This is a genomic window from Mucilaginibacter mallensis (genome assembly GCF_900105165.1).
Classification (GTDB): domain Bacteria; phylum Bacteroidota; class Bacteroidia; order Sphingobacteriales; family Sphingobacteriaceae; genus Mucilaginibacter; species Mucilaginibacter mallensis.
Genome location: NZ_LT629740.1, coordinates 2,197,890 through 2,215,178, shown reverse-complemented (window position 1 = coordinate 2,215,178; position 17,289 = coordinate 2,197,890). Strand labels below are relative to the sequence as shown.

Genomic DNA, 17,289 nt, shown 5'->3' with positions numbered 1-17,289 from the left:
ATTTTAGAAATTCACTTTTTTATGACTAATTTGAAAGTTCGGAATTTTCCGAACCGTTACAATTTAAATGCAGCTTACATCTTTAGAAATCAAGGGGTTTAAAAGCTTTGGCGATAAGATCACCATCAACTTTAATGAGGGTGTTACCGCTATTGTAGGCCCTAATGGCTGCGGAAAATCAAATGTGGTGGATTCTATCCGCTGGGTACTGGGCGAGCAAAGCACCCGGATGCTCCGTTCGGAGAAGATGGACAACATTATTTTTAACGGTTCGAAAAGTCGCAAACCCGCTAATCTGGCCGAGGTATCGCTCACATTTGATAATACAAAAAATATATTACCAGTTGAGTTTTCGCAGGTTACGCTAACCCGCAAGCTATACCGCAATGGCGACAGCGAATACCGCCTTAATGATGTACAATGCCGCCTGAAAGACATTACTGACCTTTTCCTTGATACAGGTATCGGCTCTGACTCTTATGCCATTATCGAGTTGCGGATGGTTGATGAGATCATCAGCAATAAAGAAGGCTCGCGCCGTAATTTGTTTGAGGAAGCATCGGGCATATCAAAATATAAACTGCGCAAAAAACAGACTTTCGCCCGGTTAAAAGATACCGAAGCCGACCTGGAACGCGTGGAAGACTTGCTTTTCGAGATAGAAAAGAACCTTAAAATCCTCGAAAATCAGGCTAAAAAAACTGAACGCTATTATCGCATCCGTGATCAGTATAAATCATTGAGCATCATGTTGGCTTCGTTCAGGATAGCATCATTCAGTGAGTCGCTTGCGCGGATTGAGGAGAAAGAGCAGGTTCAGTTAACTGAGAAATCGGGCATTGCGGCCCAGATAGATACGCTTGAAGCCACCTTGCAACAATCCAAACTGGATAGCCTGCATCAGGAGAAAAACCTTTCCATACAGCAAAAAGCCACCAATGAGCATGTAAGTAAGATCCGCGCTTACGAAAGTGAGAAAAAGATAAAGAACGAACAACTGAAATTTCAGCAGGATAAGGAAGCGCGCCTGAGTGAAGAACTGGAACGCGACCGCAACCAACTGAATCACGTGCTGTACAATATAAAACGCCTCTCCGAAGAAAAAATGCAGGAAGATGAGGCTTTGCATACGGTGCAATCCAAAGTAGCTGATCTTAAATTGGCTGTTGATGAGCTTCGTTTAGATCAATCATCATCGCGCAATGAATTGAATGAGTTAACCAGTATTAATAACCGCTTGCAAAACCAGGTTTATAAGGCTGAAAAAGATTTGGAGATCTTACAGATTCAGCAGCAGGCATTGGAGCAGGAAAGTCAGCGCAACATGGAGGATGCTACCAATAAAGAGGTGGAACTTTCCCACTTTAACCAGATAGTAGCTGAATTACAGGAGCGTACCGAAACGCTTGAAAACGAATACAAAGTACTGGTTGATTTTGAACTGCAGTTAAAAGATCAGCTGATAGATATTGATGATCAACTCAGCACGGTTAAGGAAAGCATAATTGCCGATAGCCGTAAGCTGGATGCCAAACAAAACGAGTACAACCTTACCAAAAGTATGGTTGATAACCTGGAAGGTTTCCCCGAATCTATCCGCTTTTTAAAGAAAAATGTAGATTGGTCTAAAAACGTTCCCCTATTCAGTGATATTCTATTTTGCCGCGAGGAATACCGCGTAGCTATTGAGAACTATCTTGAGCCACTGATGAACCACTATGTGGTGAGCAATTATGACGAGGCGATCAGCGCGATAAACCTGCTAAGCAAGTCAGCTAAGGGGCGTGCCCAGTTTTTTGTGCTGGATAGTTACAAGGATGAACTGCGCATAATTAATGATTTTGAAAGCGGTGTTGCTGCATTGCAGGTAGTCGAAGTTGATAAACTTTACCAGCCATTGTGTAATTTTCTGCTGAAGAATGTTTATTTGGTTGATGATAGCAACGAGCAGGTATTAAACAATGCTACCCTACCCGATGGCGTCGTGCTGATAGGTAAAAGCGGAAAGTTCAACAAATCAAAACATACCATGGCGGGTGGCTCTGTGGGTTTGTTTGAGGGGAAGCGTATTGGCCGGGCCAAGAACCTGGAAAACTTAGCCAAGGAAATAAAGCAGTTTGATACCCGTATCAATTATTCGAAGGAAGAATCCATCGGCCTGCAAAGCAGATCGGCGGCATTAAAGGCATCCGGCAAAGCCGAAGAAGTAAAACAAAAACAACAGGAATTAAGCCGACTGAATACCGAACTGATCACTGTTAAAACCCGGCAGGAACAATATCAAACCTTCATTACCAACAGCTTGAACCGCAAGGATGATATCGCCAAAAAGATCAGTACTATTATAGAAGAAACAGCGGCCCTACGCCCTGAGCTTGCGGAACTAAAAACCCAAAAGCAAATACAAAGCGAATTGCTGCTTGAAAAACAAGCCATATTTAATGAGCTTAATGAGCATGTAACCGTACAATCCAATACTTATAACCAGGAGAATATCCGCTTCCATCAGCAGCAAAATAAAGTTTCAGGACTAGTTAAGGATTTAGATTACCGCGAAACACAAAAGGAACACCTGGAAGTCCGCATTAAGCAAAATGCTGTTGAATTTGATAAAGTAAAGATTGCCATACAGGAAAACTTGCAACAATCGGATCTGAATGATGACGACTTGATCGAGATGTACACCCAAAAGGAAGGGCTTGAAAAAGCTACCCAGCAAGCCGAGCAGGAATATTATGAGTGGCGCGGAAAAATAACAGAAACAGAAAACGAGATAACCGACCTGCGCCGCAAAAAGGATAATGCCGCCTTTATTGAAAACGCGCTGAAAGATGAACGCAATAACCTTAAACTGGAATTGAACGCGCTGAAAGAACGCCTTTCAGTTGAGTTTAATGTAGATATACAGGAGCTGATTGATACCGATGCCGCAGTTACCGAAAGCGAAGATGAATTGCGCGAGAAAACCGAGAAGCTCAAAAAGCAGATGGATGATTTCGGCGCTATAAATCCAATGGCTGTTGAGGCTTACAACGAGATGAATGAGCGTTACCAGTTCATACAGGCGCAAAAGAAGGATCTTGCGGAAGCCAAAGCATCATTACTGGCAACCATACAGGAGATTGATGATACGGCTAAGGAAAAGTTTATGGCGGCATTTACAACAGTACGTGATAACTTTATTACCGTTTTCCGCTCACTGTTTAATGAGGAGGATTCATGTGATCTGATTCTGACTGATCCGCAGCACCCACTTGAATCTGATATCGATATTATAGCCCGGCCAAAAGGTAAGCGCCCCCTATCCATCAACCAATTATCGGGTGGTGAAAAAACATTGACTGCTACGGCTATCCTGTTCTCGCTTTATCTTTTAAAGCCTGCCCCTTTCTGTATTTTTGATGAGGTTGATGCCCCGCTTGATGATACCAATATTGATAAATTCAACAACATCATTCGTGAGTTCTCTAAAGATTCGCAGTTCATTATTGTATCCCACAATAAACGTACTATTGCGAGCACCGATGTAATTTACGGTGTAACCATGGTTGAGCAAGGCATATCGCGTGTGGTACCTGTGGATTTAAGGCAATTAGCTGATTAAAGCTGAATGGCGAAAGCCTAAAGCTAAAAGCAAAAAAAACTATTTAATAAACAAAGCCTTTCTCCCTTCAGCTTTTACCTTTTAGCTTTTGACTTAAAAATCATTGGCCTGAATTTATGCTTGTTCAGTTCAAGGGATACAGCCCGGGATTGTTCAACTGAGAAAGTCTTTTGGTTTGACAGGCCTTGTGGAATTTTTAAAGCGAACGTACCGTCCTTAACGTAGTTTAAGGCATATGATAATAGCATTTCTGTAGAGTCGCCAAACTCCTTTGTGATATCATCAGCAGCCAGTTTACCGGGGTATGTGCCAGTGCCAGGTATCATACCCGAATAATAATCACCTTTATTGGCAGAGTTCTCTACATATAATTGCGGTGAGTATAAGTAGTATTTATTTATTGGTATAGGTATTTCACCAACGGGTTTTCCATATGTTGTGCTGCCAATTAATATTATATTTAGCTCGGGTAACAGGTTATTAATTGTAAGCTCGCTTGATGAGGCTGTTTCATTAGTAACAATAAAAAACACCCTGCTTATATTTAACGATAGCTTTTTAACAAACTGTGTTTGGTTATTTGCAGGCAAAAACTGACCGGGGTTAAGGTTGTATTTTTTACTCAGCAAAGGATCTTTATCATTTTGCAGATTACTGTTAAAGTATTGCGTATACATTAAAGTATTGCTTTTTGCTGCAGGTACAATTAAATCATCCAGATATTCAGCTGTTTCTCCTGCCCCGCCACCATTATAGCGCAAATCAACCACCAGTTCATTTATGCCGTTCGTTATAAAATAATCAAAGGCGGTATTTAATTGCGGTTGCGCGTTAGCAAGGGCAGTAAAACTATTAAAAACCATATAACCTATCTTATGCCCGCTACCCTCGTTAAAAACCTTGTAGGTTATTACCGGGTTAACGGTGTAACTCGCGGTTGCCAATGAAACATTGATACTTGTTCCATCGGGTTTTAGCAAGGTCATTTTTATGGTTGGGCTATAATAAATAGCATCGATAACAAAATTCAGATTACTATTATTATCTGACGAGGGTGTAGAAGTACCATTAATATTGGTTATCTGGTAGCCACGTTTTATACCGGCCAAATCAGCAGGCGAACCGGCGTATACATATTTAACACGCAGATCTTCATCAGCTATATATGCTGGTTCAAAGCCAAAGTCACCGTTAGTACCATTGAGAGATGCAGTTTCTGTTCCATCATCAATAAATGAATATTTGGGCACCAAAGGATTTGTAGCAAAATATTCATATGGTGCGTTGGTTGCAGGATTTATTTTCAGCTGCGATATGGAAAATATTTCACTGTTCAAAGCATCCTGATCATTGTCAGATGTGTATGAACGCGGGTCAAATGTGGAGTATGACGGGATGGCATCATTCCACAAATAATCCTCTTTTTCGTAATAATAAATGGAATCTCTTATTTGATCCAGTGTACTGGCAGCTTTAGTACTCTTGTCCTTTTTGCAGGATGCTATTAACCCGGCAGATAGTATAATGATAAAGAAAAATAGTTTTTTCATATACAACGGGTTATATACCAAGGCAGAAATAGTTTCTTTTACGAAAATAAGGTTTAAATCTTATTCATCTATAAAAATTGTTCAGCATTCAGGTAATCTATGCCGCAAGCCTGTGCGCAAAGCCTGTCTTCTTCGGCATTTTCAATCATTAATATATCCCGGCGCTGCAAATTATGCTCCTTTAGTAGTAAATGGACAATATCGGGTTCAGGTTTTGGCGTGGTTTCATCAGCAAAATAACACACCAGGTACTTTTCAAGTCCGTGCCATTCGGTTTGTTTTATTTTGTTTAATTGTTGCTCAGGTTTGCCATTAGTTACTATAAATATTTTTTTGCGGTCAACCACAATATCCTGCATCAGTTCAAGCATATTTTTAAACAGCAATAGTTTTAAAGGCAGCTTGGCGGTCAGCATTTGGTTATCAAGGCTTGCACGATATTTTTCATCCAAATGGAATCTTTCCTTAATGTGATCAAAAACTTTATCCTTTCCCTCATTTTCATAAGTTGATGTCATTAAACCAAGTACAGCCTTGGCATCATGCAGTTCAGTATATTCAATCAGGTTGGCAAACAGGTAATAAACCTGGTATAAGTAATCTTTTTCAGGATAAAGCACATTATCAAGCTCAAATATAAACGCCGTTTTGCGTTTGTCGATGTCTGTGTATTTCATTATGTAATAACTTCATTGTCATTTCGAACGAGGTGCGAGGAGAACTCTCTCTTGAGCAGGTTTGTGTTAAGCCTGTGTGAGCGAAAAAATCTTCTGCGACTTTCACTACCAGCCAGCATATCGAAGAAGATCTCTCAAACCGTTCGAGATGACAAATTTTATAAATTTGGGTAAACAATATCAATTCCGTACTCAGTAAACAATTGCTCCGATTCCTTTAGCAGCACAGCTTCTTCCTCCCGCAAAACATACAGCGTATTTATATTTCTATCCAGGCAAAGCGTTAGCATCTCGTGCATATAGGAAACAGATTTTGGATCAGGAAGCCGGATCATTTTGCCCGTTTTGACCATAATTTCAGGTAATTCCAGGTAATCGCCCAAAAGAATACTCCACGCGTTTAATTTACTCTTAAGCTGATAAGCCTCAGCTGAATTGGCCGCTGTAATAAGTACGTTCACTATTGGGTAATTAAGCCGTCTTTCATTAAAACCTTACGATCCGACAATGCCGCCAGATCTTCATTATGCGTTACGATCACAAAGGTTTGATTAAACTCATTGCGCAATTGCAGGAACAATTCATGCAGCTCGCGCGCGTTTGTGGAGTCGAGGTTGCCCGATGGTTCGTCGGCAAAAATCAATGCCGGGTTATTTACCAACGCACGTGCCACGGCTACCCTTTGCTGCTCACCGCCTGATAATTCATTCGGTTTATGATGCAACCGGTCGCCCAAACCAAGTCGTTCCAATAATTCTGTAGCTCTCTTTTCCGCTTCATTACGTGATTTGCCTGCGATGAATGCCGGTATACACACGTTTTCCAGCGCATCAAACTCAACCAATAAATGGTGGAACTGAAATATGAACCCTATTTTAAGGTTGCGGAAAAGGCTCAGGTGTTTATTGCTTAGCTTGCTCAGTTCCTGATTAGCTATGAATAGCTGACCTGAATCGGGCCTGTCTAAAGTCCCCAGTATATTCAGCAATGAACTTTTGCCGGCACCTGATGCGCCTACTATGGTAACAATTTCACCCTTTTGCACTTCAAGGTCTACACCCTTTAATATTTCAAGCTGACCGTATGATTTATGTATGGATTGCGCTTTAAGCATGAGGCGAATTTAGTGATTAGTGGTTATTAATTATTGATCAGTAAACTTTTTATAGTGTTTAAACAATTTAAACAAGTAGTATAACTACTCACAATTCACCGCTCACTACTCACTAATTCCCCTGTAACCAGATTAATACTCAAATTAATGTAAAAACAATGCACTTATATCTTATCACTAATTATTGTTTTTGAAACAAAATCGTAGTTTTACCGCAAATTCTTTCGAAAACATGAATATTCACGAATATCAGGGTAAAGCCATTCTAAAAAGCTTCGGTGTTAGGGTTCAGGAAGGTATCGTTGCTGATACTGTTGAACAAGCTGTTGAAGCTGCTAAAAAATTAAAGGACGAATACAACTCAAGCTGGGTTGTTGTAAAAGCACAAATACACGCCGGTGGCCGCGGTAAAGGCGGTGGCGTTAAATTGGCTAAAAATTTAGACGAGGTAAAAGAAAAAGCAGGCGCCATTTTAGGCATGCAACTGGTTACCCCGCAAACCGGACCTGAAGGTAAATTAGTTAGAAAAGTATTAGTTGCCCAGGATGTTTACTACCCCGGCGAAAGCGAAACCAAGGAGTTTTATATCAGCGTATTGCTTGATCGCGCTAAAGGGCGTAACATCATCATGTATTCAACCGAAGGTGGTATGGATATTGAAGAAGTTGCACACTCAACCCCTGAGCTGATCCATAAAGAAGAAATTGACCCTAAAGTTGGTCTGCAAGCATTTCAGTCACGTAAAATTGCCTTTAACCTGGGCCTTTCAGGCGATGCGTTTAAAGATATGGTGAAATTCATCACTGCTTTATATAAAGCTTATGATGCTACAGATTCATCACAATTTGAAATTAACCCGGTATTAAAAACATCCGACAATAAAATTTTAGCTGTTGATGCTAAAGTAAACCTGGATGATAACGCCTTATTCCGTCACCCTGATTTTGCCGCTTTGCGCGATACAAATGAAGAGGACCCGATGGAAGTTGAAGCCAGCAAATCAAACCTTAACTATGTAAAGCTCGACGGTAACGTTGGTTGTATGGTTAACGGTGCAGGTTTAGCTATGGCAACTATGGACATTATTAAAATTGCCGGTGGTGAGCCTGCAAACTTTTTGGACGTAGGCGGAACTGCTAACGCTGAAACTGTAAAAGCAGCTTTCAACATCATATTAAAAGATCCGCATGTTAAGGCTATTTTGATCAACATCTTCGGTGGTATTGTTCGTTGCGACCGTGTTGCACAAGGTGTTATAGATGCTTATCAGGAAATTGGAAACATCCCGGTTCCTATCATTGTACGTTTACAAGGCACCAACGCTGTTGAAGCTAAAGCACTGATAGATAACTCAGGTCTGAAAGTTTATTCAGCCATATTACTGAAGGAAGCTGCAGAACGCGTTAAGGAAGTATTGGCGCTGTAATTTATTGGTTCATTAGTTTATTGGTTCATTGGTAACTAGTTGATATAATCATAACAAAAAAGGGGAGCAAATTGCTCCCCTTTTTTGTTTATGTTATCCAAGCGTCATTGCGAGGAACGAAGCAATCCCCGACTGTGCAAATCAGCTTTGCATGTTCGCCTTGTATAGTTTGGGATTGCTTCGTTCCTCGCAATGACGCTTGGTGAAAGAATCGAACCAATGCACCAATAAACCAGTGAACAAATGAACTACCCAATAAAAGCACTCGCCTCAGTTGAAGCCACCTGGCTTACCTTACTATAATCAGGCACAAAAGTATTTTCACTGCTGATGGCCATATCCATTTCAAAATTTAGTGGATAGGGTGTATTTAGCAGGCTACCTTTCGGGATATAAGGGAATAATTCACCATAAGTTTGGATCTGGTTATTGCTTACACGACGATATATAAACATGCGATGAATATCACACGGGTGCTGCAGGCCTGCAGCCCCTATCATTTGTATGGCGCTGCTAACCGTTGCTTTATGAAAACTGGCCACCCTGTCTTTTTTCTCACCAACAACCAGACCTTTCATTAGGCTTTTATCCTGTGTGGCAACGCCGGTTGGGCAGGTATTGGTATTGCATTCCAGCGCTTGTATACAACCTAATGCAAACATCATTCCGCGGGCGCTGTTGCACATATCGGCGCCAAGTGCAAAGTTTTTTACTAAATCAAAACCTGTCGCCACTTTTCCTGATGCTATAATTTTGATATGCTGTTTAAGATCGAAGCCGGTAAGCGCGTCATAAATAAATGCCAATGCCTCACGTAAAGGCATCCCAACAGAGTTGGAGAACTCTAATGGCGCGGCACCTGTACCACCTTCGCCCCCATCAACTGTTATAAAATCAGGATAAATACCTGTAACAATCATCGCCTTACAAATGGCTAAAAACTCACTTTTATGGCCAACGCACAGCTTAAATCCAACCGGTTTTCCTTCAGAAAGCTCACGCAGTTGTTTAATAAAGCTCATCAACTCCAACGGTGTACTGAAAGCGGTATGGTATGGCGGCGATATCACATCCTCTCCCATTTCCACCAATCGTATTCGCGCTATCTCAGGCGTAACCTTTGCGGCTGGCAAAATACCACCATGGCCGGGTTTAGCACCCTGTGATAGCTTTATTTCTATCATCTTTACCTGAGGCAATATGGCACGTTGTTTAAAGGCATTATAATCAATTGTGCCATCCTTGTGGCGGCAGCTGAAATAGCCTGTCCCTATCTGCCAGATAATATCACCGCCGGGTTGCAGATGGTAATCGCTCAATCCGCCCTCGCCTGTGTTATGTGCAAAGTTGCCGATCTTCGCCCCGCTGTTTAAGGCTAAAATGGCATTCTGACTCAACGAGCCAAAGCTCATAGCAGATATATTATATACGCTTGCCGAGTAAGGCTGTTTACATAACGGGCCGCCTACGGTAATCCTCGGATCTAAATTCAGTTTAGTATGATCTAATGCCGCGATACTGTGATTTAACCATTCGTAACCATTTTCATAAACATCCAGTTCAGTACCGAATGGCCGGGTATCATCAACCTTTTTAGCCCTTTGATAAATCACACTGCGGTTTTGACGGTTGAATGGTGTGCCATTGGTATCGCTTTCAATAAAATACTGGTAAACTTTTGGCCGCAGGTCTTCCATCAAAAACCTTAAATGGCCAAATACCGGGAAATTGCGGGTAATGGTATGTTCGGTTTGTAATAGGTCATAAACACCCAATATAAAAATGGGTACAAATATCACCAGCGACCATACGGCCGGTTTCCAGAGAAAGGTCCACCCCACGAGGGCTGCCAGAATTATTATTGCGGAGAAGATGAAGAGCTTACGCATTGGTAACAGTTATTTAATGTAAATCTAAAGGTTTATGCAGAACAAAAACGCAAATTAGTCGTTAAACTTTTCACGCATTGTTGACAGATTGTAATCTTCAATAATAAATAGATGTTTAAACACATATATACTTACATTTGTATCACAAAAAAAACAAAATTTAAAAAATCATGGCAACAACAACAAAATGGGTGTTAGATCCAATGCACTCAGAAGTTCAATTTAAAGTAAAACACTTAGTTATATCAACTGTAAGTGGGTTTTTCAAAAGTTTTGAAGGTGAGTTAGATACTGCAAATGATGATTTTTCAGATGCAAGTATTTCTTTTTCTTTAGACATCAACAGCATCGATACTAACCAAACTCAACGCGATGAGCACTTAAAATCAGCTGAGTTTTTTGACGCTGCCGAATATCCAAAAATTAGCTTCAAATCAAGCTCATTTACTAAAGAAGGTGATGACGAGTATGCTCTTGTAGGCGACTTAACTATAAAAGGTATAACCAAACCGGTTACATTAGCTGTTGAATTTGGTGGCGCTGCTACCGATTTCTACGGTAACACTAAAGCAGGTTTTGAAATTACCGGTAAAATAAACCGTAAAGAATTTGGTTTAACCTGGAGTGGTGTAACCGAAGCTGGTGCGGTAGTAGTTGGTGAAGACATCAAATTACTGATCAACGTTCAGTTTGCGAAACAAGCGTAATTGATTTCGAAATTCGGAATTTTGATTTCGGATTTATATATTTTAACAGGGTTTGTAATAATATTGCAAACCCTGTTTTTTGCTATAAACAAACAAATATTAGTAAATATCCTTTTAACTTCGACCATTATTATTAAATGTTCGTATTAAAGCAAATCCGAAATCGAACATCCTAATTCCGAAATACACGAACATGCTCATAAAGATCTACCCCGAAAATCCAAACCCAAAAGCTATTGAACAAGTAGTTGAAGTGCTGCGCAAAGGTGGGCTTATCATCTACCCTACTGATACTGTTTATGGATTAGGTTGTGATATTACTAATCATAAGGCTATCGAAGCCATATGCCGTATCCGGAACATTAAACCTGAGAAAGCGAATTTCTCATTTATATGCTATGATCTCAGCCACATATCAGATTATATTAAGCCTATCGACAATACTACTTTCCGTGTGTTGAAAAAGGCATTGCCTGGGCCGTTTACCTTTATATTTAATGCCAGCCACATGGTACCAAAGCTGCTTAGCTCCAACAAAAAAACAGTTGGTATAAGGGTACCCGATAATAACATAGCCCGCGAAATTGTAAAGGCTTTAGGAAACCCGATCGTATCAGCATCTATAAAAGATGACGACGAGATCATCGAATACTCAACAGACCCGGAACTGATCTATGAAAAGTACCAGGACCTGGTTGATATCGTAATTGATGGCGGATATGGCGGCAACGTAGCATCCACCATAGTTGATTGCACTGCTGGCGACTTTGAGATCATCCGTGAAGGCAAAGGTGAACTGGAGTTGTATTTGTAATATATCATTTCCAATATTACATTTACTCAATGGCTCGTATAAAACTCTCAAGTAATCTAATTGTATTCAAGTCCATAGTGATTATTTTCATACTGCTTATTTGCGTTGCTATGATTGGTGATCCCAGGCTATCTACACTACTCGGTATATTTATAGCATCAGGCTTTTTTTATTATATGTTTTTTTATTTACCTGATAAAATTGAATTTGACGAGAATAACATGTATCTAATTGATAAGCACAATGAATTAACAATAAGCTTAAAGAATATATACTATGTAAAAAGACCATTATTGGGGTCGAATGGCTTTTATAAAATAAAGTATCATACTGCGGATGGAGATTGCTTTGCTATTTTTTACCCACGCATCTTTACTTCCTCATTAAGGAGTTTTAAAGCATTTGTTATAAAAGAAAATCCTCAAGCTATTACAAGAGACTTTTGGAATATTTTTTAGTTAGATAATTACATTACGGCCTTATCCCTTTCACAAACGCCGGTATCTTCTCCAAATAATTATCTTCAGCTAATAGTTTCACAAACGCGCTTCCTACAATAGCACCGCTGGCGTATTCGCAAGCTTTTGTAAAGGTGGCATTGTTGGAGATCCCAAAACCAATAATAGCTGGGTTATTTAACTCCATAGCCTTAATACGCTTGTAATAATCCTCAATATTGGTTGATACATTTAAGCTGCCACCGGTTATGGATGATGATGAAAGCAGGTAAATAAAGCTATTACTCAGCTCATCAATCTTGCGGATACGATCTTCCGATGTTTGCGGTGTAACCAGGAAGATATTGCTCAGGTTATTATCCAAAAAGTATTTGGAATACATGGCTTCATACTCATACATGGGCAGGTCAGGTACGATAATACCGTCTACCCCTACTTCCGAAGCTGTTTTACAGAATTGCTCTATACCATATTGCAATATGGGGTTCACATAACCCATTAGCAGTATAGGGATGTTTACACTTTTACGCAGATCTTTCAACTGCTCAAACAAAACATGCACAGTCATGCCGTTTTGCAATGCCGTTTCTGAACTATGCTGAATAGTAGGCCCGTCAGCCACCGGATCAGAATATGGGAAACCAATCTCCAGGAAATCAGCGCCGGCTTTTTCCAATGCCTCGGCAATATCAACGGTAGTATTCAGTTCAGGATAACCGGCCGTATAATAGATAGATAGCAGGTTACTTTTTTTTGTATGGAAAAGGTTTTGTAAGCGGTTCATTTGTTAGTTCATGGTTGATAGTTAATAGTTCATGGCAGTGCATATTACTATGAACTATCAACCATGAACTATGAACCAAAATTAAAATCCGAAATATTTTATATAAGTCTCTAAATCTTTATCTCCCCTGCCTGATATGCAGATTATTACATTGTCACTGGCTTTGAACTGCATTTTTTCAAGCTGCGCTAAAGCATGCGCTGTTTCAATGGCCGGGATAATGCCCTCTAGTTGTGAGCAAAGTAATCCGGCTTGCAAAGCTTCATCATCCGTAATGCTTACGTATTGTGCACGGTTTATTTTATACAGATGTGCGTGCTGCGGGCCTATGCCTGGGTAATCCAATCCTGCCGAAACAGAATATGGCTCAACAACCTGCCCGTCATCAGTCTGCATCAATATAGTACGACTGCCATGCAATACGCCTTCCCTGCCTAAAAATGTAGTTGCTGCAGAATGACCGCTATCAACACCTTTGCCCGCCGCTTCAACTGCTATCAGCTTAACCCTTTCATTATCCAAAAAATGATAGAACATACCCATTGCATTGCTGCCGCCACCCACACAGGCCATCACATATTCCGGTAATTCCTTACCGGTATGCTCCAGCAATTGTTTTTTGGCTTCCAGCGATATGATGGATTGGAACCTCGCAACCATATCCGGGTATGGATAAGGCCCAACTACCGACCCAATAATGTAATGTGTATCAACAGGATTAGCAATCCAATCGCGCATGGCCTCATTAGTAGCGTCCTTAAGCGTTTTACTGCCCGATGTAGCCGGAACTACTTTAGCACCCAACATTTTCATACGGGCCACATTTGGCGCCTGACGTGCCATATCAATCTCGCCCATGTAAACAATACATTCAAGCCCCATTAAAGCGCAAACCGTAGCAGTAGCTACGCCGTGCTGACCTGCACCTGTTTCAGCAATGATGCGTTTTTTACCTAAGCGTTGGGCCAAAAGTATCTGGCCGATGGCATTATTAATTTTGTGCGAGCCGGTATGGTTCAGATCCTCACGCTTAAAAAATATGTTTGCACCATATTTTTCAGAATATCTTTTAGCGTGATATAATGGCGAAGGCCTGCCAACATAATCCTTTAATAACTGGTCGAATTCAGCTTTAAAACCAGCATCATTAATAATGTTTAAGTACTGCTGCCTTAATTCCTCAACATTGGGGTAAAGCATCTCTGGTATATATGCTCCGCCAAAATCGCCATAATAGCCTAATTCATTAACTCCGTATTTCATTTGTATCAAATTGTTTAATGGCAGTAAATGCCACTTTTAATTTCTCTATATTTTTCATCCCCGGTGCAATTTCAAAGCGACTGTTCAGGTCGACCCCATAAAACTGTGGGTGTGTAATCTTTTTTATCTCTTCTAAATTATCTAGGCTGATGCCACCGCTCAAAAAGAAAGGGATGTCCAGCTGGTATTTATCCAATATATCCCAGTCGAACGTCTTGCCTGAGCCGCCGTGAATATCTGTCTTTGTATCGAACAAAAAGAAATCAACCTTATCAATATAAGCATTCAATTGCTCAAAATCAAAGCCATCATTTAGTCCGAAAGCCTTTAATACTGTTACCCTATCCTTAAATTCAGCGCAAAACTCAGGGCTTTCATTACCATGTAATTGTATGGCATCAAACTGAAATTGATCTATAAGCGCATCAATATTTTCTGCAATCTCATTAACAAACACCGCTGTTTTGGTAATGGACGAAGGTAAAGCATTTAAAGTTTCCACCGGCACATCAGCAACAAAGCGTGGCGATGGGCCATAGAAAATAAAGCCCATGTAGTCGGGTGTTAACCCAGCCACCTGTTCAATATTTTGTGGATCTCTTAAACCGCAAACCTTAATTTTCATGCTTTAATTATTGATCAAAGTTTTAAAACTGTTCAATGCTTTTTTAGCAGCTAACGCTTCCTCTGCTTCATAAAAACAATCAGCAAAGCTTTTTCCGGGGCAAATTGTTTTAATGGCTAATGCTGCATTACATAAAACCACGTTCGCTTGCGCGGCGGTAGCTTCAACATTAAGCACTTTCATAAAAATATCAGCTGACTCACTTACAGTATGTCCGCCGGTTATTTCAGCCGGATTAAGCTTATTAAAGCCTAAACTTTCAATGCTGTTTATTTTCTCCCCATCAGCGCTGAACGTTTTAAAATCGCAGGTTAGCGAAACTTCGTCATAACCTTCAAGCGCATTTACGATGGTATATTTCTTATCGGATTTTTGATAAAGATAGGCAAATACACGTGCAAGCTCCAGGTTATACACCCCTACCAGTTGATTTTCAGGCTTAGCCGGGTTAACCAATGGGCCAAGCATGTTAAAAAATGTTTTCACACCTAATTCACGGCGTATAGGAGCAACGGTTTTCATAGCCGGGTGGAACAATGGAGCGTGCAGAAAGCAGATGTTAGCTTTATCAATACTGCTCCTGAGCTTATCAGCATCATTTGTAAACTGATAGCCTAAAAACTCTATCACATTTGATGAGCCACAGCCTGACGATACCCCATAGTTACCATGTTTAGCTACTTTATAACCTGCTCCTGCCACTACAAATGATGCCAGGGTAGATATATTAAAAGTATCCTTACCATCGCCACCTGTACCGCAAAGGTCAATCATTTCGCCTGTTTCAAGGTCGATGTTAAGGCAAAGCTCCAGCATGGCATCACGAAAGCCTTCCAGTTCGTTAACCGTAATGCTGCGCATGCAATAGGCAGTCATAAACGCCGCCATTTGCGAGTTGTTATATTTACCCTGTGCAATGTTTATCAAAATCTCTTTTGATTGCTCACGGGTAAATGTTTTATTTTCAAAAAGATGGTTTAATATCTGCTTCATAATTTAAATTCTGTTTGTCATTTCGAACGAGAGTGAGAAATCTTCTGCAACCTGCTCATCGATTTGCGTTTCGTAGAAGATTTCTCCTCGTACCTCGTTCGAAATGACATCGCATAATAGTATAAAAAAAGGGTTACCGTATGGCAACCCTTCTTCTGTATATGTTAAAAAAACAAAAATGGAATTGCCTTACGATTACTCGTTTAGCCACCACCAATTGTTGTTTAATATTTTCACTGTTATTATTGTGCGACAAATATGGAAATAGTTTTTACTAAAAGCAAACAGAATGATAAATTTACGGTGTGAGTTGATTAAGTGAGTGGTTTATTGGGTTAATTAAGTTATTATCCAATCTTAGCAACCACTCACTTAATCAACCAATCAACTTAATCACCAGCAAAAACATGTCCATACCTACTCGAAAAGTTAACCCCGAAGATGATCTTGGTTTCGGTTATCAGCCGGTAATGAAAAACCAGCCCTTAATAAATAAGGATGGTTCGCCGAACGTGAAACGCAGGGGATTGCCCTTCTTAAACACTGCGAATAATTATCATAAGCTGATCACCATGAGCTGGGTGAAATTTTGGGGATTGGTATTTAGTGTTTATGTTGTTACCAACGTTTTTTTCGCCCTCATTTATGTTGCAATAGGCCCCAACAGCTTGTATGGCACACATGAGGATTCAGCACTTACCCGCTTTTGGGAAGCTTTCTTTTTTTCGGCTCAAACCATATCAACCGTAGGCTATGGACATATTAACCCCCGCGGAATGGCGGCAAACAGTGTAGCCGCATTTGAATCAATGATGGGGTTATTGGCATTTGCTTTGGCAACAGGCTTGCTTTACGGGCGTTTCTCAAGACCATCAGCGAGGATTATCTATAGCAAAAACATATTGGTAGCACCATATTTAGAAAATGGACGCGGCTTAATGTTTAGGTTAGCTAATCTACGCATGAATATTTTGGTTGATCTGAATATGGAGGTTATTTTTTCTTACAATGAAGACGTAAATGGGAAACCGGTCCGAAGATTTTTCCCACTAAAGCTTGAAAGAAGATCTGTAAGCATACTAACGCTGAACTGGACAGTTGTACACCCTCTTGACGATCATAGTCCTTTAAAGGATATGACGCTTGACGATCTCAATAAATCAGAAGCTACCTTTGCTATACTGCTTAAAACATTTGATGATGCTTTTTCACAAACGGTACATTCCCGCACAGCTTACCAGGATAAAGACATAATTTGGGGTGCTAAGTTCAAAACAGTACTCGACCGTGAAGATAACGGCCGCATAGTGTTGGATTTGAGCAAAATAAGCGATTACGATTTAGTTGAATTACCGGAATTGGAGACCAAAGCCGAAGCGTAGTAT

Annotated in this window: 15 protein-coding genes; 6 read left to right on the top strand and 9 right to left on the bottom strand. The window is 40.4% G+C overall.

Annotated features, from left to right (window positions below; translation table 11 throughout):
* Nucleotides 1-67 precede the first annotated feature (67 nt).
* The gene (smc, locus tag BLU33_RS09080; RefSeq protein WP_091371473.1) at nucleotides 68-3,604 is read left to right on the top strand and encodes a chromosome segregation protein SMC; all 3,537 of its coding nucleotides are present in this window, start codon (nucleotides 68-70) and stop codon (nucleotides 3,602-3,604) included.
* A 74-nt stretch (nucleotides 3,605-3,678) separates the two neighbouring features.
* Here smc and BLU33_RS09075 read toward each other — a convergent pair whose 3' ends face one another.
* From BLU33_RS09075 to BLU33_RS09060, 4 genes are all read right to left on the bottom strand, one after another.
* A complete protein-coding gene (locus tag BLU33_RS09075; RefSeq protein ID WP_091371472.1) occupies nucleotides 3,679-5,154 on the bottom strand; it encodes a S41 family peptidase in 1,476 nt (491 codons plus the stop codon).
* Between the two features lie 68 nt (nucleotides 5,155-5,222).
* Nucleotides 5,223-5,831 (bottom strand): HAD family hydrolase, encoded by a 609-nt coding sequence (locus tag BLU33_RS09070; protein WP_232009425.1) that lies wholly within the window; start codon nucleotides 5,829-5,831, stop codon nucleotides 5,223-5,225.
* 158 nt (nucleotides 5,832-5,989) lie between these two features.
* On the bottom strand, nucleotides 5,990-6,292 hold the full coding sequence (locus BLU33_RS09065; protein ID WP_091371469.1) for an ATP-grasp domain-containing protein: 303 nt from the start codon (nucleotides 6,290-6,292) through the stop codon (nucleotides 5,990-5,992).
* Nucleotides 6,292-6,945, bottom strand: coding sequence for an ABC transporter ATP-binding protein (locus BLU33_RS09060; RefSeq protein ID WP_091371467.1), 654 nt, complete (start codon nucleotides 6,943-6,945; stop codon nucleotides 6,292-6,294). The genes BLU33_RS09065 and BLU33_RS09060 overlap by 1 nt, the downstream gene beginning before the upstream one ends.
* 232 nt (nucleotides 6,946-7,177) lie before the next feature.
* Here BLU33_RS09060 and sucC point away from each other — a divergent pair, with 232 nt between their 5' ends.
* Complete coding sequence (sucC, locus tag BLU33_RS09055) at nucleotides 7,178-8,371, top strand: ADP-forming succinate--CoA ligase subunit beta (RefSeq protein WP_091371464.1); 1,194 nt, start codon at nucleotides 7,178-7,180, stop codon at nucleotides 8,369-8,371.
* 248 nt (nucleotides 8,372-8,619) lie between these two features.
* On the opposite strand, the gene BLU33_RS09050 is transcribed toward sucC, so the two are convergent.
* Nucleotides 8,620-10,260, bottom strand: a complete 1,641-nt coding sequence (locus BLU33_RS09050) for an FMN-binding glutamate synthase family protein (protein WP_091371461.1) — start codon at nucleotides 10,258-10,260, stop codon at nucleotides 8,620-8,622.
* Nucleotides 10,261-10,430: 170 nt separating this feature from the next.
* On the opposite strand from BLU33_RS09050, the gene BLU33_RS09045 reads away from it, so the two are divergent.
* The 3 genes from BLU33_RS09045 to BLU33_RS09035 all read left to right on the top strand — a co-directional run bounded on the left by BLU33_RS09045 (nucleotide 10,431) and on the right by BLU33_RS09035 (nucleotide 12,239).
* Nucleotides 10,431-10,967, top strand: coding sequence for a YceI family protein (locus BLU33_RS09045; RefSeq protein ID WP_091371459.1), 537 nt, complete (start codon nucleotides 10,431-10,433; stop codon nucleotides 10,965-10,967).
* 193 nt (nucleotides 10,968-11,160) lie between these two features.
* Nucleotides 11,161-11,781, top strand: a complete 621-nt coding sequence (locus BLU33_RS09040; protein ID WP_091371456.1) for an L-threonylcarbamoyladenylate synthase — start codon at nucleotides 11,161-11,163, stop codon at nucleotides 11,779-11,781.
* A 29-nt stretch (nucleotides 11,782-11,810) separates the two neighbouring features.
* Nucleotides 11,811-12,239: a hypothetical protein gene (locus tag BLU33_RS09035; protein WP_157682092.1), complete on the top strand. Its 429-nt coding sequence runs from the start codon at nucleotides 11,811-11,813 to the stop codon at nucleotides 12,237-12,239.
* A 13-nt stretch (nucleotides 12,240-12,252) separates the two neighbouring features.
* On the opposite strand, the gene trpA is transcribed toward BLU33_RS09035, so the two are convergent.
* The 4 genes from trpA to trpD all read right to left on the bottom strand — a co-directional run bounded on the left by trpA (nucleotide 12,253) and on the right by trpD (nucleotide 15,904).
* Complete coding sequence (gene trpA / locus BLU33_RS09030; protein WP_091371452.1) at nucleotides 12,253-13,023, bottom strand: tryptophan synthase subunit alpha; 771 nt, start codon at nucleotides 13,021-13,023, stop codon at nucleotides 12,253-12,255.
* An 81-nt stretch (nucleotides 13,024-13,104) separates the two neighbouring features.
* Complete coding sequence (gene trpB / locus BLU33_RS09025) at nucleotides 13,105-14,286, bottom strand: tryptophan synthase subunit beta (protein WP_091371450.1); 1,182 nt, start codon at nucleotides 14,284-14,286, stop codon at nucleotides 13,105-13,107.
* Nucleotides 14,270-14,911 (bottom strand): phosphoribosylanthranilate isomerase, encoded by a 642-nt coding sequence (locus BLU33_RS09020; RefSeq protein ID WP_091371448.1) that lies wholly within the window; start codon nucleotides 14,909-14,911, stop codon nucleotides 14,270-14,272. Before BLU33_RS09020 ends, trpB begins: the two co-directional genes overlap by 17 nt.
* Nucleotides 14,912-14,914: 3 nt before the next feature.
* Entirely contained in the window at nucleotides 14,915-15,904 is a 990-nt protein-coding gene (gene trpD, locus BLU33_RS09015) for an anthranilate phosphoribosyltransferase (RefSeq protein ID WP_091371445.1), read from the bottom strand.
* 407 nt (nucleotides 15,905-16,311) lie between these two features.
* Between trpD and BLU33_RS09010 the strand changes: the two genes are divergently transcribed.
* A complete protein-coding gene (locus BLU33_RS09010) occupies nucleotides 16,312-17,286 on the top strand; it encodes an ion channel (RefSeq protein ID WP_091371443.1) in 975 nt (324 codons plus the stop codon).
* Nucleotides 17,287-17,289: the final 3 nt, after the last annotated feature.